20 protein-coding genes are annotated in these 20,274 nt (G+C 74.0%); 12 read left to right on the forward strand and 8 right to left on the reverse strand.

Features of this window, described 5'->3' with window-relative positions; genetic code table 11:
• Positions 1–109 precede the first annotated feature (109 nt).
• The 4 genes from ACFWJ4_RS17510 to ACFWJ4_RS17525 all read left to right on the forward strand — a co-directional run bounded on the left by ACFWJ4_RS17510 (position 110) and on the right by ACFWJ4_RS17525 (position 4,626).
• Positions 110–1,546: an endonuclease/exonuclease/phosphatase family protein gene (locus ACFWJ4_RS17510; RefSeq protein ID WP_380544770.1), complete on the forward strand. Its 1,437-nt coding sequence runs from the start codon at positions 110–112 to the stop codon at positions 1,544–1,546.
• 44 nt (positions 1,547–1,590) lie between these two features.
• Complete coding sequence (locus ACFWJ4_RS17515; RefSeq protein ID WP_380544773.1) at positions 1,591–3,609, forward strand: phosphocholine-specific phospholipase C; 2,019 nt, start codon at positions 1,591–1,593, stop codon at positions 3,607–3,609.
• Between the two features lie 89 nt (positions 3,610–3,698).
• Positions 3,699–4,172: a VOC family protein gene (locus ACFWJ4_RS17520; protein ID WP_359903924.1), complete on the forward strand. Its 474-nt coding sequence runs from the start codon at positions 3,699–3,701 to the stop codon at positions 4,170–4,172.
• Positions 4,173–4,176: 4 nt separating this feature from the next.
• Positions 4,177–4,626 (forward strand): SRPBCC domain-containing protein, encoded by a 450-nt coding sequence (locus tag ACFWJ4_RS17525; protein ID WP_380544776.1) that lies wholly within the window; start codon positions 4,177–4,179, stop codon positions 4,624–4,626.
• On the opposite strand, the gene ACFWJ4_RS17530 is transcribed toward ACFWJ4_RS17525, so the two are convergent.
• Entirely contained in the window at positions 4,575–5,954 is a 1,380-nt protein-coding gene (locus ACFWJ4_RS17530; RefSeq protein WP_380544779.1) for an aromatic acid exporter family protein, read from the reverse strand. The genes ACFWJ4_RS17525 and ACFWJ4_RS17530 overlap by 52 nt on opposite strands.
• 108 nt (positions 5,955–6,062) lie before the next feature.
• Positions 6,063–6,797, reverse strand: a complete 735-nt coding sequence (locus tag ACFWJ4_RS17535) for a polyprenol monophosphomannose synthase (protein ID WP_380544782.1) — start codon at positions 6,795–6,797, stop codon at positions 6,063–6,065.
• Between the two features lie 158 nt (positions 6,798–6,955).
• Here ACFWJ4_RS17535 and ACFWJ4_RS17540 point away from each other — a divergent pair, with 158 nt between their 5' ends.
• Positions 6,956–7,783, forward strand: a complete 828-nt coding sequence (locus ACFWJ4_RS17540) for a hypothetical protein (RefSeq protein WP_380544785.1) — start codon at positions 6,956–6,958, stop codon at positions 7,781–7,783.
• An 11-nt stretch (positions 7,784–7,794) separates the two neighbouring features.
• On the opposite strand, the gene ACFWJ4_RS17545 is transcribed toward ACFWJ4_RS17540, so the two are convergent.
• Positions 7,795–9,378: a N,N-dimethylformamidase beta subunit family domain-containing protein gene (locus ACFWJ4_RS17545; RefSeq protein WP_380544788.1), complete on the reverse strand. Its 1,584-nt coding sequence runs from the start codon at positions 9,376–9,378 to the stop codon at positions 7,795–7,797.
• Positions 9,379–9,838: 460 nt separating this feature from the next.
• Between ACFWJ4_RS17545 and ACFWJ4_RS17550 the strand changes: the two genes are divergently transcribed.
• Positions 9,839–11,740: an amino acid transporter gene (locus ACFWJ4_RS17550; protein WP_359904117.1), complete on the forward strand. Its 1,902-nt coding sequence runs from the start codon at positions 9,839–9,841 to the stop codon at positions 11,738–11,740.
• An 86-nt stretch (positions 11,741–11,826) separates the two neighbouring features.
• On the opposite strand, the gene ACFWJ4_RS17555 is transcribed toward ACFWJ4_RS17550, so the two are convergent.
• A complete protein-coding gene (locus tag ACFWJ4_RS17555) occupies positions 11,827–12,096 on the reverse strand; it encodes a GlsB/YeaQ/YmgE family stress response membrane protein (RefSeq protein ID WP_359903939.1) in 270 nt (89 codons plus the stop codon).
• A gap of 271 nt (positions 12,097–12,367) precedes the next feature.
• Here ACFWJ4_RS17555 and ACFWJ4_RS17560 point away from each other — a divergent pair, with 271 nt between their 5' ends.
• A complete protein-coding gene (locus ACFWJ4_RS17560) occupies positions 12,368–12,733 on the forward strand; it encodes a hypothetical protein (protein WP_380544791.1) in 366 nt (121 codons plus the stop codon).
• A 118-nt stretch (positions 12,734–12,851) separates the two neighbouring features.
• On the opposite strand, the gene ACFWJ4_RS17565 is transcribed toward ACFWJ4_RS17560, so the two are convergent.
• A complete protein-coding gene (locus ACFWJ4_RS17565; protein WP_380544794.1) occupies positions 12,852–13,652 on the reverse strand; it encodes a HEAT repeat domain-containing protein in 801 nt (266 codons plus the stop codon).
• Positions 13,653–13,772: 120 nt separating this feature from the next.
• Entirely contained in the window at positions 13,773–14,486 is a 714-nt protein-coding gene (locus tag ACFWJ4_RS17570; protein WP_380544797.1) for a TetR/AcrR family transcriptional regulator, read from the reverse strand.
• Positions 14,487–14,607: 121 nt separating this feature from the next.
• Here ACFWJ4_RS17570 and ACFWJ4_RS17575 point away from each other — a divergent pair, with 121 nt between their 5' ends.
• The 3 genes from ACFWJ4_RS17575 to ACFWJ4_RS17585 all read left to right on the forward strand — a co-directional run bounded on the left by ACFWJ4_RS17575 (position 14,608) and on the right by ACFWJ4_RS17585 (position 17,522).
• On the forward strand, positions 14,608–15,807 hold the full coding sequence (locus ACFWJ4_RS17575; protein WP_380544800.1) for an FAD-dependent monooxygenase: 1,200 nt from the start codon (positions 14,608–14,610) through the stop codon (positions 15,805–15,807).
• A gap of 297 nt (positions 15,808–16,104) precedes the next feature.
• Entirely contained in the window at positions 16,105–16,731 is a 627-nt protein-coding gene (locus ACFWJ4_RS17580) for a CBS domain-containing protein (protein ID WP_359904120.1), read from the forward strand.
• Positions 16,732–16,871: 140 nt separating this feature from the next.
• Positions 16,872–17,522 carry a beta-glucanase gene (locus ACFWJ4_RS17585; protein WP_380544802.1) on the forward strand — a complete coding sequence of 217 codons (651 nt, stop codon included), beginning with the start codon at positions 16,872–16,874 and terminating at the stop codon, positions 17,520–17,522.
• A gap of 84 nt (positions 17,523–17,606) precedes the next feature.
• Here ACFWJ4_RS17585 and ACFWJ4_RS17590 read toward each other — a convergent pair whose 3' ends face one another.
• Positions 17,607–18,173, reverse strand: a complete 567-nt coding sequence (locus ACFWJ4_RS17590; protein WP_380544805.1) for a hypothetical protein — start codon at positions 18,171–18,173, stop codon at positions 17,607–17,609.
• A gap of 151 nt (positions 18,174–18,324) precedes the next feature.
• Here ACFWJ4_RS17590 and ACFWJ4_RS17595 point away from each other — a divergent pair, with 151 nt between their 5' ends.
• Positions 18,325–18,678, forward strand: a complete 354-nt coding sequence (locus ACFWJ4_RS17595) for an SHOCT domain-containing protein (protein WP_380544808.1) — start codon at positions 18,325–18,327, stop codon at positions 18,676–18,678.
• Positions 18,679–18,846: 168 nt separating this feature from the next.
• On the opposite strand, the gene ACFWJ4_RS17600 is transcribed toward ACFWJ4_RS17595, so the two are convergent.
• Positions 18,847–19,257 carry an organic hydroperoxide resistance protein gene (locus ACFWJ4_RS17600; RefSeq protein ID WP_380544811.1) on the reverse strand — a complete coding sequence of 137 codons (411 nt, stop codon included), beginning with the start codon at positions 19,255–19,257 and terminating at the stop codon, positions 18,847–18,849.
• A gap of 169 nt (positions 19,258–19,426) precedes the next feature.
• On the opposite strand from ACFWJ4_RS17600, the gene ACFWJ4_RS17605 reads away from it, so the two are divergent.
• Complete coding sequence (locus ACFWJ4_RS17605) at positions 19,427–19,900, forward strand: MarR family winged helix-turn-helix transcriptional regulator (protein WP_380544814.1); 474 nt, start codon at positions 19,427–19,429, stop codon at positions 19,898–19,900.
• The last annotated feature ends 374 nt before the right edge of the window (positions 19,901–20,274 follow it).

Raw genomic sequence — 20,274 nt, forward strand, 5'->3', positions numbered from 1 at the left:
GTACAGCCAACTGCGCGAGCTCCCTTCTCCCAGCCTCCGTGACCAGCCGTACCCGGCCCCGGCGAACCGTCCCCCGGCGGCCCGGTCCCGGGCGGCGGACAGGACAACCGTGGCCGCAGGCAGCGCCCTGACGCTCAGTTCCTCCACCAACCCCACCGAAGGCGACCGGCTCACCTTCCAGTGGACCACCGACGCCCCCGACGCCAAGAACTGGGTCGGCATCTACGACGGCGGCCGCCAGCCCGGCAACGGCGGCTCGCTGCTGTGGAAGTACACCCCGGGCACCTCGGGCGACGTCCAGCTCGACACCTCCGCGCTGACCGGCGGCCCGTACACCGCCTACCTGCTCGCCAAGGACGGCTACGGCATCCTCGCCAGGACCGAGCCGTTCTCTTTCCGCCCCAGGCCCGCCGTCGTCCGCCCGCACGCCGCCGTGGACGCGTTCACCGCCACGCCCGTCGCCCCGGGCGCCGCCGTGACGGTCCGGATCGGCGGCCTCTGGTCCCGCCCGGCCGGCAACCCGGCCGGCTCCGCCACCTACCGCAAGGTCGGCGGCCCGGCCTGGGCCGCCGTCAGCGCCGACGGCACGCTCACCGGCACCGCCCCCGCCGCCGCCGGCAAGAACCCCGAGCCGGTGGTCGTCGGCGTCAAGGACAGCACGGGTGCCACCGACACCGTCACCGTCCTCGTCCCGGTGGTGGACCCGGCCGCACCGCTGCGCCTCAAGGCCGCCAGCTGGAACCTGCACGACGCGGGCTCGGCCCACACCGACGCGCTGGAGAAGCAGTTGCGCGTGGTCCTCGCCCAGGGCCTGGACGTGCTCGCCCTGCAGGAGACCGCGGGGGAGCGGGCCAGGACCCTGGCCGACGCCCTCGGCTGGTACGCCTACCAGAGCCCGGGCAGCGTCGGCATCCTCAGCCGCCACCCGCTCACCGACGTCACCGCCCCGACCGCCGAACTGCCCGCCGCCGCGGCCACCCTGCGACTGCCCGGCGGCCGCAGCGTCCGCTTCTGGGCCGCGCACCTGGACGAGGCGGGCTACGGCCCGTACGCCGTCCAGGACGGGCGGAGCGCCGCCGAGGTGGAGGCCGCCGAGAACGGCTCGCTGCGGCTGCGGCAGGCCCGGGCGCTGGCCGCCGCCGTCCGCACCGACATCGCCCGGCGCACCCCGGTGGTGCTGGCCGGCGCGCTCTCCTCGCCCTCGCACCGCGACTGGACGGCCGCCACCGCCGCCGCCCACCAGGGCGTCGGCGCGCTCGCCTGGCCGGTCACCACGGCCCTCCAGGGGGCCGGACTGACCGACACCTTCCGCGAGGAGTGCCCCGATCCGGTCAAGGCCCCCGGCAACACCTGGTCGCCCACCCGCAAGCGGCGCGGCGACCGTCCGGAGCCGCAGGACCGCGTCGACTACGTCCAGTACGCGGGCCCGCTGAAGCTGGTCGAGGCGCACACCCTGGTCGCCGACTGGCCGCAGCCCGAGCCCGGCTCCGCCGCCAACGAGTGGCCCTCCGACACCGCCGCCGCGGTCGCCACCTTCCGGCTCTGAGCTCCCCGGCTCCCCATCCCCCAGCTCCGAGAGGCCAGTTCGTCATGCCCGAGCTCTCCCGCCGCACCTTCGTCGGCGCCACCGCGGCCGCCGGCGCCACCGCCCTGACCGGTCTGGCGACCACCCAGGCCGCCGCCGCCCCGGGCCCCGCCACCCCGGCCTCCGCCACCGCCGCCGGTGCCAAGCCCGCCGCCCCGCTCACCGGGACCATCAAGGACGTCAGGCACGTCGTCGTCCTGATGCAGGAGAACCGTTCCTTCGACCACTACTTCGGCACCCTGGCCGGCGTCCGCGGCTTCGGCGACAAGCAGGCGCTCCAATTCCCGGACGGCACCGACGTCTTCCGCCAGCCCGACAGCCGGCGCAGCGACGGCGGCGCGATGCTGCCCTACCGGATGGACACCGCCAAGTACAACGCCCAGAACGCCGGCGGCCTCCCGCACGACTGGGCCACCGGCCACCAGGCCATCAACAACGGTGCGATGAACAAGTGGATCGCCGCCAAGGGCGAGCGCACCATGGGCTACTTCACCCGCGACGACATCCCCTACCAGTACGCCCTGGCCGACGCGTTCACCGTCTGCGACGCCTACTTCACCTCGCTGGCCGGCCCCACCGACCCCAACCGCCTCTACCTGTGGACCGGTACCGCCGGCCCCGGCCGGGACGGCACCACCGGCCCGTGGATCGACAACACCCCGGTCACCGACAACCCCGTCGCCGACTGGACCACCTACGCCGAGCGCCTGGAGGCGGCCGGCGTCAGCTGGCGCGTCTACCACAACCCCAGCAAGGACGACCGCACCGGCGACTACGACGACAACGCGCTCTCCTACTTCAAGCAGTTCCACGAGTTCCCGCACGACGACCCGCGGTACGTCAACGCGATGACGAAGTTCGACCCCGCCGACTTCGACCGCCACTGCAAGGACGGCACCCTGCCGACCGTCTCCTGGCTGGTCGCGCCCTACCTGTTCTCCGAGCACCCGGAGGCCGGTCCGGCCTACGGCGCGCACTGGGTCGACCAGGCCCTGCAGTCGCTGATGTCCAACCCGGAGGTCTGGCAGCACACCGTCTTCCTGGTGATGTACGACGAGAACGACGGCTACTTCGACCACATGGTCCCGCCCACCCCCGAGCCCGGCACCCCCGAGGAGTTCACCCAGGGACGGGCCATCGGCCTCGGCAACCGGGTGCCGCTCTGGGTGATCTCGCCGTGGTCGCGCGGCGGCTGGGTCAACTCCCAGGTCTTCGACCACACGTCGGTGCTGCGCTTCATGGAGCTGGTCACCGGGGTGGCCGAGCCCAACATCTCGGCCTGGCGCCGGGCCGTCTGCGGCGACCTCACCAGCTGCTTCGACTTCGCCGCCCCCGAGCACTCGATCCCGGCGCTGCCCGACACCAAGGCCCTGATGGCCAGGGCCGACGCGGGCACCAAGCTGCCCGGCGTCGCGCTGCCGGCGGTCGGCGCCCAGGCGATGCCGGTCCAGGAGCGCGGCGAACGCCCGCACCGGCCGCTTCCGTACCAGCCGTGGGCCGACGTCGAGGTGGACCGGAAGACCGGCAGGGTCACCTGCACGATGAGCAACGACGGCTCGGTGGCCTTCCCGTACACCGTCTACCCGAACATCCTGCTCCCCTTCGCCGGCACCCCGTACACCGTCGCCCCCGGAGCCACCGCCCGCTACGTCTGGGACGCCGCCGCCACCGGCGGCCGCTACGACTTCACCGTGCACGGCCCGGACGGCTTCGTCCGACGCTTCGCCGGCACCGTGGTGCGCGACGGCCAGGACGGCCAGAACGACATCGGCGTGCCGATCGTCACCGCCGACCTGCGCGGCAACCGCGGGCTCACCCTCCAGGTGGCCAACGACGGGATGACCGACGTGGCCTTCACCGCCGCGCCGAACGACTTCGCGGGCACCGCGCAGACCGTCCACGTCAAGCCCGGCAAGCAGGCCGACCTGGCCTGGCCGCTGGACAAGCAGGGCCGCTACGACGTCGTCGTGACCGCCCACACCGGTCAGCGCTTCGTCCAGCGCTACGCGGGCTGGGTGCACTGAGCCCGGCCGGTCCGGCCGGGGGCGCCGATCCGGTGACCCCCGGCCGTGGCTCGGCCACCGTGCCGGAGCCCGCCGTTACCGTCGGGCGCATGCAGAAGATCACCACCTTCCTCTGGTTCGACGACCGGGCCGAAGAGGCCGTCGCCTTCTACACCACCCTGTTCCCGGACTCCCGGGTCACCAGGACCAACCGGTACGGCGAGACCGGCCCCGGCCCGGCGGGCTCGGTGATGACCGTCGAGTTCGAGCTCGCCGGCCGCGAGTACACGGCCCTCAACGGCGGTCCGGCGTTCCACTTCACCGAGGCGATCTCGCTCCAGGTGGAGTGCGAGGACCAGCAGGAGGTCGACCGGCTCTGGGCGGAGCTCACCGCGGACGGCGGTCAGCCGGGTCCGTGCGGCTGGCTCAAGGACCGCTACGGCCTCTCCTGGCAGATCACCCCCCGGGTGCTGCTCGATCTGGTCGCGGGCGAGGACCGGGCCAAAGCGGACCGCGTCTTCGCGGCCATGCTGCGGATGCAGAAGATCGAGATCCAGCCGCTGCTCGACGCGGCGCAGGGGTGAGGCCGTGACCGCCTTCAGCCACCGCGGCATCACCTACCTGCGGGCCACCCCCGAGCGGGTCTGGCACGCGCTCACCAACGCCGACGAGTCCGGCCTCTACTGGGGCCACCGCAACGTCTCCACCTGGCTGCTCGGCGCGCCCTGGGAACACCAGCGGACCGACGGCTCCGGGACCGCCGACGTCATCGGCACCGTCGAGGCGGTCGACCGCCCGCACCTGCTGGTCACCACCTGGGCCGGCCCGCAGGAGCAGCGCGCCGACTTCCCCTCCCGGGTCACCTTCGAGCTCCAGGGCTGGCAGGACCTCACCCGGCTCACCGTCACCCACGTGGACCTCGCCGACGAGGCCGCCCGGGCGGACGCCGAACAGGGCTGGTCGGCGGTGCTCGCCAACCTCAAGACCTACCTGGAGACCGGCCACCCGCTGCCGCAGCAGCCCTGGCTGATGCCCTGACCCCTGATCCCTGACCCCTGGCCCCGGCCTGTGGCGAACGGCGCCCGGCCGGGGCGTGTCCGCCACGGCGGAGCGCCCAACGCCGCCGGGCGCTCCGCCGTGGCGGACCGGCCGTCGCGGGCCCGCTCGCCGCGCAGCAGGCGGCGCAGCGCGGCGTAGCGGGAGAACCGCTCCCGGTTCGCCACCGAGGCCCGGTCCAGCTCCTCCATCAGCCGCCGGCTGCGGTGCTCCAGGTCCATCTCGTCCAGGATGCGGTCCACCTCGGCCAGTATCGAACCGTGCAACTGCCAGGCCTCCGGGTGCTCCTGGACCTTGCGCAGCAGCACCTGGGCGACGTTCTCCCGGCAGGCCCAGGCCGCCGCCAGCTCGGCGGTCAGCCTGTCCTCGGCTTCCTCGGCGTTGCGGCTCACCTGTGTGGTCACCAGCACCGCGTAGCTCACCATCGCGTCGCCCACGTGCGCCAGCAGCTCCTCCAGCCCCGACGCGACGTCCGGCGGGAAGAGCCGTTCGCCGGGCGCGCGCCGTTTGGCCAGGTCGGTCAGCGAGCGGGCCAGCACCCGGATCACCACGACGCAGATCTCCAGGGTGTCCAGCCCGGTGCGCAGCACCAGCCGGGACAGCAGCCCCTCGCTGATCCGCGGGTTGAAGCGCAGGCTGTCCTCCGCCTGGCGCAGCGCCGCGTCCACGTCGGCGATCGCCTGGTCCAGCCGCCGGGCCTCGTGCAGCCGTTCGGCGGCCCGGGCCACCGGGGTGGGGCGGCCCAGTTCCTCGGAGATGTCCAGGAGCAGCTGGCGGGCCCGCCGGGCGAGGTCCTCGATCGACTCCCCGGCGGTGTCCACCCAGACCGGCGGCGCGAACAGCAGGTTGAACAGCAGGCCGACGGCGGCGCCGATGAGCGTCTCCAGCACCCGGTCCCAGGCCTGCGAGGCCAGCTTGGTCACGCCCAGGATCAGCATCGCGCTGATCGCGACCTCCTGGACGAACTCCTCGACCCGGACGAACCGGCCGACGACCAGCGAGGCCAGGATGATCAGCCCGAGGCTCCACCAGGAGAGCCCGACCACGGCGCTGAACCCGATCGCGATCAGCACCCCGACCACCACCGAGTTGACCCGGCGGATGCTGGTCTTCAGCGTCGAGTAGACGGTGACCTGGACGACCAGCAGCGCGGTCAGCGGCGCCGTCAGCGGGGCGGGCTCGCTGCTCAGCTGCGTCGCCACCGCGTAGGCGATGGTGGCCGCCACGGTGGCCCGGACGGTCTGGACCACGAAGGGTTCTCGGGCACTGCGGCGGACCAGGTCCGCGAGGGACTCCGGGAGAAGGGCCATGTCGCCCTTCTTTCCCCGCATCCGCCGTTCACACCGCTCCCGGGGCGCTCCGGCACCCGTACGCCCGCATCGGGCCGGGCCGGCGCGCCGCAGCCGGGGCCCGCCGGCTTAGTTGTCGCGGTTGAAGCGCAGCTTCCAGGGGGCCAGCGCGGACTCGACCTGCACGCCCATGCTCATCTTCGAGGCGCCCTCGATCCGCTCCTCGAAACGGATCGGCACCTCGCGGATCGACAGGCCCTGCTTGACGACCCGGTAGTTCATCTCGACCTGGAACGAGTAGCCGTTGCTCTGCACGGTCGGCAGGTCGATGGCGCGCAGGGCGCTCGCGCGCCAGGCCTTGAACCCGGCGGTGGCGTCCCTGACCCCGAGGCTCAGGATCGCGTTGACGTAGAAGTTCGCCCAGGCGGACAGCGCCTTGCGGTGCCAGGGCCACTCCTCGGCGGTCGAGCCGCCGGGGACGTAGCGCGAGCCCAGCACCACGGCGGTGTCGTCGGCGAGCAGCGTCTCGACCATCACGGGTATCACCGAGGCCGGGTGGGACAGGTCGGCGTCCATCTGCACCACCACGTCGGCGCCCTCGTCCAGGGCCTTGGCCATGCCGGCCAGGTAGGCGCGGCCGAGGCCGTCCTTCTCGGTGCGGTGCAGCACGCCCACGGTGCCGCCGGAGTCCGCGGCCAGCTTGTCGGCGATCTCGCCGGTGCCGTCGGGGGAGTTGTCGTCGACCACCAGCAGGTGCAGGTTGGGCACCGGAAGCTCCGCGAGCATGCCCGCGAGGACCGGGAGGTTCTCCCGCTCGTTGTACGTGGGGACGACCACAACGACCTTGGGGGAGGCCTCGACCATGTTCTGTTTCCCTCGTGCCTGCTCCGGATGGGACCGTGCGAGTCTATCCGGCGTGTCGGCCGGCTCCCGCCCCGGGCGGGGCGGAAACCCGTTCGACCGCGATGGGCCGATGTGGGAGGCTGCCGCCGCCCTTTCCGAACGCCGACCCGGAGCCCTCCTTGACGATTCGTCGCAGCACCGCTCTGCCCGTCACCGCCCTGGTCCTCGCACTGGCCACGCTGACCGGCTGCGGCGCCGACAGCGCCGCTCCGCCGAAGGCCGCCCCCACGGCCGGAGCGTCCACCGGCGCCACCGCCGCACCGGCCGGCGCCACGGGCGCACCGGCCGATGCGACCGGAGCACCGGCCGACGCGACCGGAGCCTTCGACCCCGCCGTCGCGATCGCCCACCGCTCCCGGGAGCCGTACGCCGCGACCCTTGAGATGACCGTCGAGAGGGGCGAGGGCGGCGAGAAGGAGCTGACCACCGTCACCGCCCGGTCGAACCACAACACTCCGGCCGAGGGATCCCGTACGGAGGCGAAGATGGTCCGCGGGCCCTCCGTGCTGGCCTGGGAGGAGACAGTGATCATCGACCAGGCCGTCTACCGGCGGAACAAGGAGAACGGTGAGACCCGGTGGACGACTGATCAGAAGCCCCCGGCGAGCGTCGGGGTCGGCGCATACGACAACGACGGCTACGCCAAGGTCCTGCTGGACGCCGGGCCCGCCGCCCGCAAGGGCATGGAGACCGAGGCGGGCGTGCCGGTGTTCCACCTGAGCGCCCGGCTCTCACCGGCCGAGCTGCGCCGCGCGGACCCGAGCTACGGGGTCGGGCGCCAGAACGAGGGCACGGACGGGGCCGACTGCGAGCTGTGGATCGACCGGCTCGGCCGGACCGTCCGCAGTGAACAATCGACGGTGGTCGCCGGCAAGCCGGTCGTGACGAAGGAACGCGTCTCGGACTTCGGCCCCGCGGAGACCTTCACCCCGCCGGCCACCGGCTGAGCCGGGCCCCGCTACGCCGTGCCGTAGACGGCGGCGAGGTTGTCCTGGGCCGGGCGGGCCCGGCCGGCCGGGCCGGCGGCGAAGGCGCGCAGGACGTTCTCGGTGACCTGGCGGACCAGGTCCCCGGCGTGCGCGTCGATGCCGTGGTCGGCCCGGCCGCCGCCGGGGCCGCGGGCGTCCAGCGCCTCGACCCAGCGCATCGTCCCGGTGGCGAACACCCCGGCGCCGCCCGGCACGGTGCAGTAGGCGGTGTCGGAGTGGGAGCGGCGGCCGTCGCAGACCACGGGGGAGTGGGCGATCACCTCGATCGGGCGGGGGGTGGGGAAGCCGGTGTCCACCCGGTCGTACTCGACCCCGACCAGGTGCGGGAACGAGGCCCCGGCCGCGACGCCCGTTCCCTCGAAGGCCCAGTGCCCGGGCGAGGTGACCACGTACGGGGCGTCCACCGGGTAGCCGTCGTAGATGACGCCGAGCATCGAGCTCTCCGGGTCGGCGCCCGGGCCGGCCCGGAAGTCGGTGGTCGCCGGGGCGCCCGACAGGTGGCCCGGGTCCTGTGCCCAGGCGTCCTTGTAGCAGACCACCGCGCGGTCCGGCCCGAGGTCGGTCGGCTCGAACCGGACCCGGCGGAAGCAGCAGTTGGCGCCCAGGATCGCCAGGTTGGTCCCGGCGTCGCGGGCGGTGACCACGTTGGCCCGCTGCTCGGGCGACCAGTACTCGTCGTGGCCGAGCGACAGGACGGCGGCGGCCCCGGTCAGCAGGCCGGGCTCGCGGGCCACGTCGATGCCGGTGGTGTAGGCGAGCGGCAGGCCGAGCCGCTCGGCGAGGGCGACCAGGGGCGCCTCGTAGACCAGGAACAGCCCGGCGCCGTGGTCGTAGTCGTACGGTCGGTCGAAGACGGCCTTCAGCGAGCGGGTGGCCAGGCCGCCGGTCGGGCCGTTGTAGAGGCTGTAGCCGCCCCACTCGTTGTAGGCCTGCCAGGTCGCCGGGGCGCTCATGATCACGGTCCTGCCGGCGGTGCTCGCCGAGCGGACGGTGAGCGGGACGTAGCGCCGGCCGGAACCGTCCTCGGCGTCCAGGCGCAGCAGGTAGGCGCCCTCGGGCCAACCGGCGGTGTCCACCGCGAGGGTGCGCTGCCAGCCGGTCAGCACGGTGCGGGTCACCGGGTCCACGTGCGGCGCGGCCTGCCGGCTGCCCGGGACGTGCTCGCGGCGCCAGACCAGCCGGGCGCGGGCGCCGTCGTACCAGCCCATCCGGTAGGCGGAGACGGTGAAGGCCGCGGCCGGGGTGGAGACGTGCAGGCCGAAGGGCTCGCCGGGCAGGACGCTGACCCGGTCGGCGAAGCCCGCGATGGCGTCGTCCGGGCCGGGGTCGGTGATCTCCCAGTCGGGGTTGCCGGGGCGGGAGCGCTCGCTCGTCGGCCCGGTGCGCCCGTCGGCGGCCGGGCTGCCGGGGGTGCTCGGGGCGGAGGAGGCCGCCGCGGCCGCGGCGGCGGACGGTTGCGCGGCGGCCGGGGCCGGGCGGGGGTGGCCGCAGGAGGTGACGGCGGCCGCCATCAGGCCCAGGCCCAGAATCCTGCGCCGGCTCGGCTCCGCCACCGCGACCTCCGTGTTTCCTCGTGCGTGCCCGTGTCCGGGGCCGTGGGCGCGTCGACCCGGTCGGTGGCGGCGCGCTGCGGGCCGCCGGCCCGGTGTGTCGGCCGCGCGGACATCCTCGCGTGTTTCGCGAGGCCCGTGCGGGCCGCCGCGCCGGGCCGCAGCCGTCGCCGGGCTCCGTGGGGGCGCCACAGGGGCGCTTCAGGGGCGCCGGCGAAGGCGGCCGGGACGGCCCGCGACCGGGCAGGGCCGTACGGGCGCACCCGGGTGTGTCGACCGGCGCGGTGGCCCGGCCCCGGCGGGCCGGTCCCCTAGCCTGACCAGGCGCGCCGTCCGGCGGCCGCAGGGGGTCCGGAGCCGTCCGCGCCCGGCCGAGTCGTGGACAGGGGTGCACGTGGTTTCGTCGGGGTCGGCCGAAGCGGGGGCGGGGCAGGACTCCCGGCGCGGGCGGTTCCGGGCCTGGATGCTGGAGGGCCTGGCCGAAAAGGCCAAGCAGCACCCCGGCCCGCACGCCGAGGTTCCGCACGAGGAGGGCCGGCGCTGGTGGCGGGTCATGTGCCTGACCGGCCTGGACTACTTCTCCACGCTCGGCTACCAGCCCGGCATCGCCGCGCTCGCGGCCGGGCTGGTCTCGCCGCTGGCGACCATCGTGCTGGTGGCCGTCACCCTGCTGGGCGCGCTGCCGGTCTACCGGAGGGTGGCCCAGGAGAGCCCGCACGGCCAGGGTTCGATCGCGATGCTGGAACGGCTGCTGTCCTTCTGGCAGGGCAAGCTCTTCGTGCTCACCCTGCTGGGCTTCGCGGCCACCGACTTCATGATCACCATCACGCTGTCCGCCGCCGACGCCAGCGCGCACCTGGTGGAGAACCCGCACCTGCACGACGCGCTGACCGGCAAGCAGATCATGCTGACCATGATCATGATCGCGCTGCTCGGTGCGGTCTTCCTCAAGGGCTTCAGCGAGGCGATCGGCCTGGCCGTGGTGCTGGTCGCGGTGTACCTCTCGCTCAACGTCGTGGTGGTGGCCAACGGGCTGTGGCACGTGTTCAGCGAGCCGCAGCTGTTCACCGAGTGGACGGACGCGCTGACCGTGGAGCACGGCAACGCGATCGCGATGATCGGCGTCGCGCTGATCGTCTTCCCGAAGCTGGCGCTCGGCCTGTCCGGCTTCGAGACCGGCGTCGCCGTGATGCCGCACATCGAGGGCGACCCGGACGACACCGAGGAGAAGCCCACCGGCCGGATCCGCGGCGCCCGCAAGCTGCTGACCACCGCCGCCGCGATCATGAGCGTCTTCCTGATCACCACCAGCTTCATCACCACGCTGCTCATCCCGCCGGACCAGTTCGAGCCCGGCGGCCAGGCCAACGGGCGGGCGCTCGCCTTCCTCGCCCACGAGTACCTGGGCAGCACCTTCGGCAGCGTCTACGACCTCTCCACGATCGCCATCCTCTGGTTCGCCGGGGCCTCCGCGATGGCCGGGCTGCTCAACCTGATGCCGCGCTACCTGCCCCGCTACGGCATGGCCCCGCACTGGGCCCGCGCGGTGCGGCCGACCGTCGTCGTGCTCACCCTGATCGCCTTCCTGGTGACCTGGATCTTCGACGCCAACGTGGACGCCCAGGGCGGCGCCTACGCGACCGGCGTGCTGGTGCTGATCAGCTCCGCCGCCATCGCCGTCACCATCGCCGCCCACAAGGCCGGGCAGCGCCGCTGGCGGGCCGGCTTCGCGGTGATCGCCGCGGTGTTCCTCTACACCACGGCGGTGAACATCGCCGAGCGGCCGGACGGGGTGAAGATCGGCGCCTGCTTCATCGCGGGCATCATGCTGGTCTCGTTCCTCTCCCGGCTCAAGCGCGCCTTCGAACTGCGCGTCACCGACGTGGTGCTGGACGACGTCGCGGAGCGGTTCGTCCGGGACTACACCCACCGCCCGCTGCGGCTGATCGCCAACGAACCGAACAGCCGGGACCTCGCCGAGTACCGTGACAAGATCCACCAGATCCGGCGGGACAACGACATCCCGGCCGAGGACGACCTGGTCTTCGTCGAGGTCACCGTGCTAGACCCGTCCGACTTCGAGGCCGAACTGACCGTGCGCGGCGAGGTGCTGCACGACCGCTACCGGGTGCTCACCCTGGAGAGCTCCAGCGTGCCCAACGCCCTGGCGGCCCTGCTGCTCCGGGTGCGCGACCTCACCGGGCAACAGCCGCACATCTACTTCGAGTGGACCGAGGGCAACCCGTTCGCCCAGTTCCTGCGGTTCTTCCTGTTCGGACAGGGCGAGATCGCCCCGGTCACCCGCGAGGTGCTGCGCGAGGCCGAGCCGGACCGCTCACGCCGGCCGGCCGTCCACGTGGGCTGAGCGGGCCCGGCCGCCGGCGGCCCGCACGGCGCGTCGGCCGGTGACCGGGCCCTCCCGGCTTCGGGACGGAACGGCGCGCCGGCCGGTCAGCGGTTCTGGTGGGATCTGCTCCACGCGGGGGCGACGAAGGCCACCAGGGCGACGGCGAAGACGATCTGCAGGATGTGGCGGATCCAGTCGATCCCCGAGGTGTGGCGGACACCGATCCAGCCGGAGACGGCGTTGCCGAGCCAGGCCCCGGCGGCGCCGAGCAGCATGGTCAGCCACCAGGGGATCGACTGCGGTCCGCGCAGGATGAGTTTGGCGATCACGCCCAGCACGAAGCCGATGAGCAGAATCCACAGGAGCTGGAACATCGCAGTCCACCTTCCGGGCGCACCCGGGCCGACGGCCCGGTGCGCCGAATCGCCGATGACGAGGTTCGTCCCATGATCACCCGGATCGGGCGAACGGGCACGTCGACCGGAGACCGCGCAGGTCGGCGGCGTGCCACCGGGCCGCTCCCGGCCGGGACGGGCGAGAACCCGCCGCAGGTCGGGCGGGAAATCCGCTGTCCGCCGTCGCGGCCGCACGGATAGGAATGGGCGGGACGCGGACGTGCCGCGTCGCCGAGAGGAGCCGACCCCCGTGATTCGACTTCGTTCCGCCGCGCTGACCCTGGGCTGTGCCGCCGCCGCGCTCACCCTCACCATGGGGACGGCCCAGGCCGCGCCCGGCGACACCAGCACCAGCTGCTCCTCCTCGCTGACGCCGACCGGCTTCGTGGACGTCCAGTGGTGGAACAGCGCCGGCTGCGGCTCCGGGTTCACCCCGAACACCAAGAAGATCATGCAGCTCACCGGCTACCCGGTCGGCACCGTCGTCAACGCCTGCGCCTCGACCTGGCCGCCGGCCGGCTGGACGATCGTGAGCACCTTCTACGGCTCCGGCTGTCAGTACTCCGCGGTGCCGAGCCTGGAGAAGAACTCCTGGCAGCTCAAGCGCGTCTCCTGACGCCGACGCCCGATCCGGTGCCGGGGCCCGAACCGGCGACAGAGTGCCGGCACCGGCGAACGGTCCGGCACCCGTGAACGACCCGGCGGCGGCGTACGACCCGACGGCGGCCGGGACCTCAGACGTCCCGGACCGCCGTGACGGCCTCGCGGACCCGCGGGTGCGGATCCTCCGCCAGGCCGTCCAGCAGTTCGGCGACGCCCGGGGTGGACCAGCGGCCGACGGCCCGAACCAGGTCCTCGCGCACCTCCGGGGCCGGATGGGAGGCCAGCCGGGCGAGCCGGTCCACCGGGCCGCGCCGGCGCAGTCCGAACCAGTGCAGCGCGGAGCGCAGTTCGGCCGGGTCGCCCGGTTCGCCGGCCGCCGCGATCCGCGCGAGCAGCACGGGCACGGGCGGCGGCGGGCCGTCCAGCGGGTGCGGGTGGCGCTCGCGCAGCCGGCGGCCGCCGTACTCGCCGTAGATCCGGCAGCCCTGACAGGTGCAGGGCCGGGTGCCGTGGGCGCCCGGCACGTAGCGCCAGCCGGTGACCTGCGGCACGGCGCGGACCCGGTGCACCTCGCGGGCGCCCACCGCGCGCGGCAGGAACACCTCCCAGCCGCGCGGGTCGGCCAGTGTGCCGATCCGCCGGACCGCCTCGGCCGCGCGCAGCGGCTGCTGGACGCCCCGGGCCCGGTCGCGGTAGTGGCCGGCCAGGACCTCCTGCTCGTCGTCCAGCCGGAGGTGCACCGCGACCAGCGCGCCCTTGGGGCCGAACCGGGCCAGCTCGCGCAGCCACTGGTGGGTCAGCGTGTACGAGGGCAGCACGGGGAAGCAGTACACCCCGCGCGCGCCGCCCTGGCCCCGGCTGTCGGCGCGGATCCCGGTGCGGCGGATGCGCGGCGCGTTCGCCGCGGCGGTCAGGTGTACGAACATCGCCATGGGGCGGGATCCTAGCGAGCGGCCGGGTGGCGTTCCGAGCGATTTTCCGGGTGCCACTGCCGGGCGGCGAGGCGGCCCGGCGGCCCGGGGAGGCGGCCCGCTGTCCCGGGGGGGCGCGGTTCAGGCGGTGCCCGCGCGGCGGTCGATCAGGGCGGCCAGTCCGTCCAGGATGCGCTCCAGGCCGAACTCCAGCGCCTGGTCGCGGCCGCCCGGGTCGGCCATGGCGGCGGCGACCGCGGGGAAGCGGTCGGCGTGCTCCTGGACCACGGTGCCGAGGGCGGCGAGGAGTTCGGCCTCGGGGGTGGCGGCCGGCCCGGCGGCGCGGGCCTGCGCGGCGATCCCGCGCACGTGCCCGGTGAGCAGGACGGCGGCGTCCATCCGTTCGGGGCCGGTCAGCCCGTGGCCGTCGAGTGCCGTCACCACCCGTTCCAGCCAGCCGAGTTCCTTCGGGCCGATGATCCGCGCGCCGACGGTGGCGTCCAGCAGCCACGGGTGGCGGGCGAAGGACTCGGCCAAGTGGTGGGCCCAGGTGGTGAGTTGATCCCGCCAGTCGGCCCCCTCCGAGGCGTCCGGGGGCGCGTCGACGGCCGACTCGACCATCAGGGCGATCAGTTCGGCCTTGCCGGGGACGTAGCGGTAGAGCGACATCTTGGTGAAGTCGAGCAGTCCGGCCACCTTCTGCATGGAGACCGCGGCGAGCCCCTCCGCGTCGGCGACCTCGACCCCCGCCGCGGCGATCCGCTCCAGGCTCAGGGCCGGCTTCGGCCCCCGGGTGGGTCTGGCCGGCGGCCCCCAGAGCAGTCGCACCGTGTCGTTCGCCGCCTCGGCCATCATTCGCTCCGTCCTGGGCCGCGGCCTGGGGGGTTGTCCTTCCAGGCCAACTGTGTCTACCGTACACAGCAACAAACAGTGTCCGCGAGACACAGTTTTCTGATTCCCGGACGGAGTGGTTTCCATGAGCACCAAGGTCCTGATCTCGGGCGCGAGCATCGCCGGCCCCGCGCTGGCCCACTGGCTGGGCCGGTACGGCTTCGAGGTGACCGTGGTCGAGCTGGCCCCCGCACTGCGCGACGGCGGCCAGGACGTCGACTTCCGCGGTCGCACCCACCTGACCGTGCTGGAGCGGATGGGAGTTCTGGAGGAACTGCGCACGCTCGGCACCGGCGGCAGCCCGATGACCTTCGTGGGCCCCGACGGGCGCCGACTGCTGCACCTGCCCGCCGAATTCGCCGGCGGCGACCTGGAGGTCCCGCGCGGGGAACTCGCCCAACTGCTCCACCGGCACAGCAGCGCCCGCGCCGAGTACGTCTTCGGCGACTCGGTCACCGCACTGGAGGAGAGCCCGAGCGGAGTCCGGGTCACCTTCCGGCACGCGGCACCACGCGAGTTCGACCTGGTGATCGGCGCCGACGGGCTGCACTCCACCGTCCGCCGGCTCGCCTTCGGCCCCGAGCGGCGCTACGTCCGCCACCTCGGCTACTACGCGGCCACCTGGCAGCTGCCCAACGACCTCGGGCTGCCGACGGGCGCGGTCGGCCTCAACGTCCCCGGCCGGCTGATGTCCGTCGGTGCCGCCCACCGCGACCCCGGCCGGGCCGGCGCGTTCTGCCTCTTCGCCTCGCCCGAGCTGCGCCACGACCGCCGCGACCCGGCGCAGCAGAAGGCCCTGGTCCGGGCCGCCTTCACCGGCCTCGGCTGGCGGGTGCCGCAGCTGCTGGAGAGCCTGGACGCCGCCCCCGAGCTGTACTTCGACTCGATCAGCCGCGCCGACGTGCCCGCCTGGTCGACCGGCCGGATCGCCCTGATCGGCGACGCCGCCTGCGGGGCGACCATCGGCGGTATGGGCACCGGCACGGCGGTGGTGGCCGCGTACGTCCTGGCGGGCGAGCTGGCCCGGGCGCGCGGCGACCACCGGGCCGCCTTCGGACGGTACGAGCAGCTGCTGCGCGGCTACGCGCAGGGCTGCCAGAAGGGCGGGGACCGGACCGGGCCGTTCCTCGCCCCGCGCACGGCCGCGGGCCTGCGGTTCCGCAACGCGCTGCTCAACCGGCGCTGGGTGCTGGAGCGGATGCTGGAGCTGGGCAAGCGGGTCAGCGGCGTCGAACTGCCGGACTACGAGCGCGACTCACAGCGTCGGCGGGAACTCGCTGGCTGACCGGCGACACCCGGTACGGCCCCAGGAGCCTCCACCCGGACGGTCCCGCGAGTCGATCGTGCGAGGGCCGCGCCCTCCGGGGGACGTGATGCCGGGGGTGCGGTCCGGCGGACCCGGTGTCGGGAACGTGTTCGCGGGCCGGGGCCCAAGGTCCCACCCGTTCGGCCCCTTGGCCCCTGGCGATCGGCGCCGCCGCGAGCGATGCTGCCGGTACCGGCCGGGACGATCCGCGTCCGGTCGGAGCAGGATCGTTGGACGAGGTGAACCGGCGTGCGGCATGCCACCGTCGAATCCGTGATGACCAGCCCCGTCGTCCTGGTCTCCCCCGAGACCGGATTCCGGGAGATCGTGACGCTGCTGAGCGAGTACGACATCACCGGCGTGCCGGTGGTGGACCCGGAGGCGCGCCCGCTAGGCGTGGTCTCGGAGGCCGACCTGCTGCGGACCCTGGCCGCGCAGGAGGACCCGGCCAGCCTGCTGCCCGCGCCCGAGTCGGCGCAGGCCGGCCCGAACGGCGAGGTGACCGCGGCCGATCTGATGACGGCGCAACCGGTCTGCACCACACCGGACACCAGCATCGTCGCGGCGGCGCGGCTGATGAGCAGGCACGGCCTGAAGCGGCTGCCGGTGCTGGACGAGGAGGGGCGGGTCATCGGCATGGTCAGCCGCGGCGACCTGCTGCGGGTGTTCCTGCGCGAGGACGTGGTGATCCGGCGCGAGATCGTCGAGGAGGTGCTCGGCCGGATCGACGGGGTCAGCCCGGCGCAGGTCGGGGTGGAGGTCAACCAGGGGCGGGTGGTGCTCAGCGGCACCGTGCCAGAGCAGCACCTGGTGCCGATCGTGCTCAACCTGTGCCGCTCGGTGGACGGGGTGGTCTCGGTGACCGACCGGCTCGGGGCCGAAGGGGCGGCGCCGGTCGGCTGACCGGTCGCGCCGTCCCCGATCCGCGCGTTCGCCCCGGACCCGAACGATCCGCTTCGCATACTGCGGAGGGTATCGGGTAACTCACCCTGTGTGCCCGTCAGTGCGGACTGCCGGGACGGCGGAGCTTCGGGGAGGCGGCCGTGGCAGTCGTGTTCGACGCGGACTTCACTTCGACCAGTCAGTGGATCGCCGGGCGCAGCAGCGCCTATCCCCGGATGGGGCCGACCAACCGGAGCGACCACAAACTCGACTACCTCAACCGCGACTACTGCCCCGACGGCGTGTTCGCGGCGGTCCGGCGGCACAGCGGCGGGCTGTGGAGCTGCAACCTGCTGACCACCGAGGGCAGTCCGGACGGCTTCCAGCTCCGTGCCGGGGACGTGCTGTCGGCGAACGTGACACTGCCCGTCGAGCTCGGCGCCTGGCCGGCGATCTGGACCTGGCGGGACGGCGGCAACGAGGTGGACGTCTTCGAGTACCACCCGGACAACCCCGACCTGCTGGAGATCTCCAATCACGTTCGGGGCGGCTACCGGTACTGGCACGGCGCGGGCTCCGGGATCGGGCCGGGGGCGACCTTCGATCTGCGGGTGGTGCTCGGCGCGAACTCGGTGGACTGGTACGTGGAGGACGAGCTGGTCTACGCGGACCTGCACGGCGTCGGGTCCGGGTGGCACGCGTACCTGATCGTCAACATGTCGGTGGCGGACGGGACGTACCACGACCGGCCGCCCTACGGCGGGCCGGACCGGCTCAGCTGGGTCTGCCGCGGCCTCCGGGTCGAGCGCTGAGCGGGCGGGCGCCGAGCGGGCGGGCGGGCTCACGGGTGCCCGAGGTGACGGCGCTCCGTGGGGCTCCTGCGGCTCGTGGGGTGCCTACGGTTCGCGGGGTGCGAAGGCGGCGGTGATCGGGCCGCGCGGGGCGTACCCGCCGCGCGGGTCGAGCGGGGTGAGCAGGGTGTGCGGATCGCGTGGGCCGTACAGGCCCTGCGGACCGTTCTGGCCGTTGTGGCCGTACAGGCCGTTCGCGCCCTGCGGGCCGGGCCGGCCGGAACGCTGGAACCAGACCGCCCGGCGGTGCGGGCCGATGTGGGCGGGGTCGGTCACGTACAGGTCGTCGCGCGGGGCGCGCTCGTTGCCCGGGGCGAGCGCCGCGTCCACGGCGCGGTCGGCGAGCGCTCGCAGCAGCGCGGCGGCGGTGGTCTCGGCGGCGCCCGGCGCGATGGCGAGGGCGGTGAGCTCGGCCCAGAGCGCGGTGGTGACGTAGCCGATCGGGGAGTGGCCGAGCGCCGGGACGGGGCGCGCGTCCGGGTGACGCCGCAGCGCCCCGGCGGCGACGAGCTGCTCGGGGGAGCGGTCGTCGTCCGGCGGTCGGAAGGCCGTGGGTGGCTGGTGAGTCGTGGGCCACTGGGGGTGGGACACGGGCGGCGGATGGTGGGTCACGAGCGGCACGCTACCCCGGTGGGCGCCGCGCCGGGCACCGGACCGTTTTCTCCGGCTTCCCTCATGCCGCTTTCACCGGTGGCGGGCGCACGATGGTGGTAGGCGCTGCTCACCTCGGCGGGCCCCGACGGGGCCGGAGGAGGAGGTCCTGATGAGGTACTGGCACGGACACGGCCACGTCGTGGGTGGCTGGGGCATGGGGCTGATGGCGTTCGGGACGCTGCTGCTCCTGGTGATCGCCGTGCTCCTGGCCGTGGCCCTGTTCCGCTATTTCTCGCGCTCGCGGCAGCCGATCCCGCCCGGTCGGGGGGCTCCGGGCACGGGCGGATCCGGGGCGGGAGGCCCGCAGGGCTGGGGCCAGGCCGGGCAGGGGAGCCTAGGGGGCTGGGGGACGCCACCGGAGCAGCTGCTCGCGGAGCGGTTCGCGCGGGGTGAGATCGACGCGGAGGAGTACCGGCACCGACTGGAGACGCTGCGTTCGGCGAACCGGCCGGGCGGCGATTGACCCCGGTGCCGATCGGTCCGGCGGCGGTCGAGCCCGGTGGCGATCGACCCCGGAACGACACGGAGCGGGCCTGCCGCACTGCGGGTGCGGCGGGCCCGCTCCGTCGCCGGGGGCGGGACCGTGGTCGGCCGGTCGGGGGGTCTCGGTGACCGGCCGACGGCCGGGTGCCTACTCGACGACCAGCTCGACCGGGATGTTGCCCCGGGTGGCGCGGGAGTACGGGCAGACCTCGTGCGCCTGCTTGACCAGCAGCTCGCCGGTCTCGCCCGCGAGGGACTCGGGCAGTTCGACGCGCAGCACCACGGAGAGGCCGAAGCCGGCCCCGTCCTTGCCGATGGACACCTCGGCGGTCACCGAGACCTCGCTGGTGTCCACCCGGGCCTGCCGGCCGACCAGGCCGAGGGCGCTGGCGAAGCAGGCGGCGTAGCCGGCGGCGAAGAGCTGCTCGGGGTTGGTGCCCTGGCCGCTGCCACCGAGCGCGGGCGGCATGGCGAGGGCGAGGTCCAGCTGTCCGTCGGAGCTGACGGCACGGCCCTCCCGGCCGTTGGCGGTGGCGGCTGCGGTGTAGAGCGCGTCCATGGTGGCGTCCCTTCAGGTCCTGGGTGTTCCTGCGGCCGGTGGTCCGGGCGGTTGCCGGTCCGGCGTGCTTCGCGGCGGCCGCTGGGTCGTCGCTGCGCTGCGACCAGTAGAGCACGCAATTCAATTGCGCACAACTCAATGGCGTGATGGTGATCGGTACCATGGGTCCATGACCACCCATTCCGGCATGGCCGACGAGGAGCTGCTCCGCCTCGACCAGCAGATCTGCTTCTCGCTCAACGCGGCCTCCCGCGCCTTCGGAGGCGTGTACCGGGTGCTGCTGCGGGATCTCGGGCTGACCTACCCGCAGTACCTGGTGATGCTGGTGCTGTGGGAGGAGGGCGAGCTGCCCGTCAAGCGGATCGGCGAGCGGCTGCGGCTGGACTCCGGGACGCTCTCCCCGCTGCTCAAGCGGCTGGAGGCGGCCGGGCTGGTGCGCCGCGAGCGGAGTGCGGAGGACGAGCGGTCGGTGACCGTCCGGTCGACCCCCGAGGGGTCGGCGCTGCGTGAGCGGGCCGGGCAGGTCCCGCGCCGGCTGCTCGCGGCGACCGGGCTGCCGGTCGAGGACCTGGCCGCGCTGCGCGGACTGCTGGACCGGGTCACCGCCGCGCTGGACGCGGCGGAGGTGGAGCCGGCTCCGTAGGGGGTGGAGCGGCCCGCGTCCGTGCGCGGGGGTGGTGCGGCGGCTCGCCGGGTGGGCCGGTGGATCGGCGGGCCGGTGGGACGGGCCGGCGAGGTGGGCCGGTGGGGCGTGGGAGTCGGAGGTGCGGTCGTGGGGCTTGTCAAGCCACCCTCCCGTGCTCTGTGATCTGGGTCACATTGTTGCCCCTCGGGCCGGGCTCGTCAGGGCGAAGCGGCAGGTCAGCCACGCTGTTCGGAAGTGAACGGAAACGTTCGGCAATTGTCCGCCCGATCCGGTCAACAACCCGGAGCTCCCGGACGGTTACACGACGAGCCCCCAAGGGGCCGTCGGCGTGCCACCCGGTGGGCCGGCCAGCCGACCGATGAAAGGGGGGG

The organism is Kitasatospora sp. NPDC127067 (genome assembly GCF_042724755.1).
GTDB classification, from domain to species: domain Bacteria; phylum Actinomycetota; class Actinomycetes; order Streptomycetales; family Streptomycetaceae; genus Kitasatospora; species Kitasatospora lactacystinica.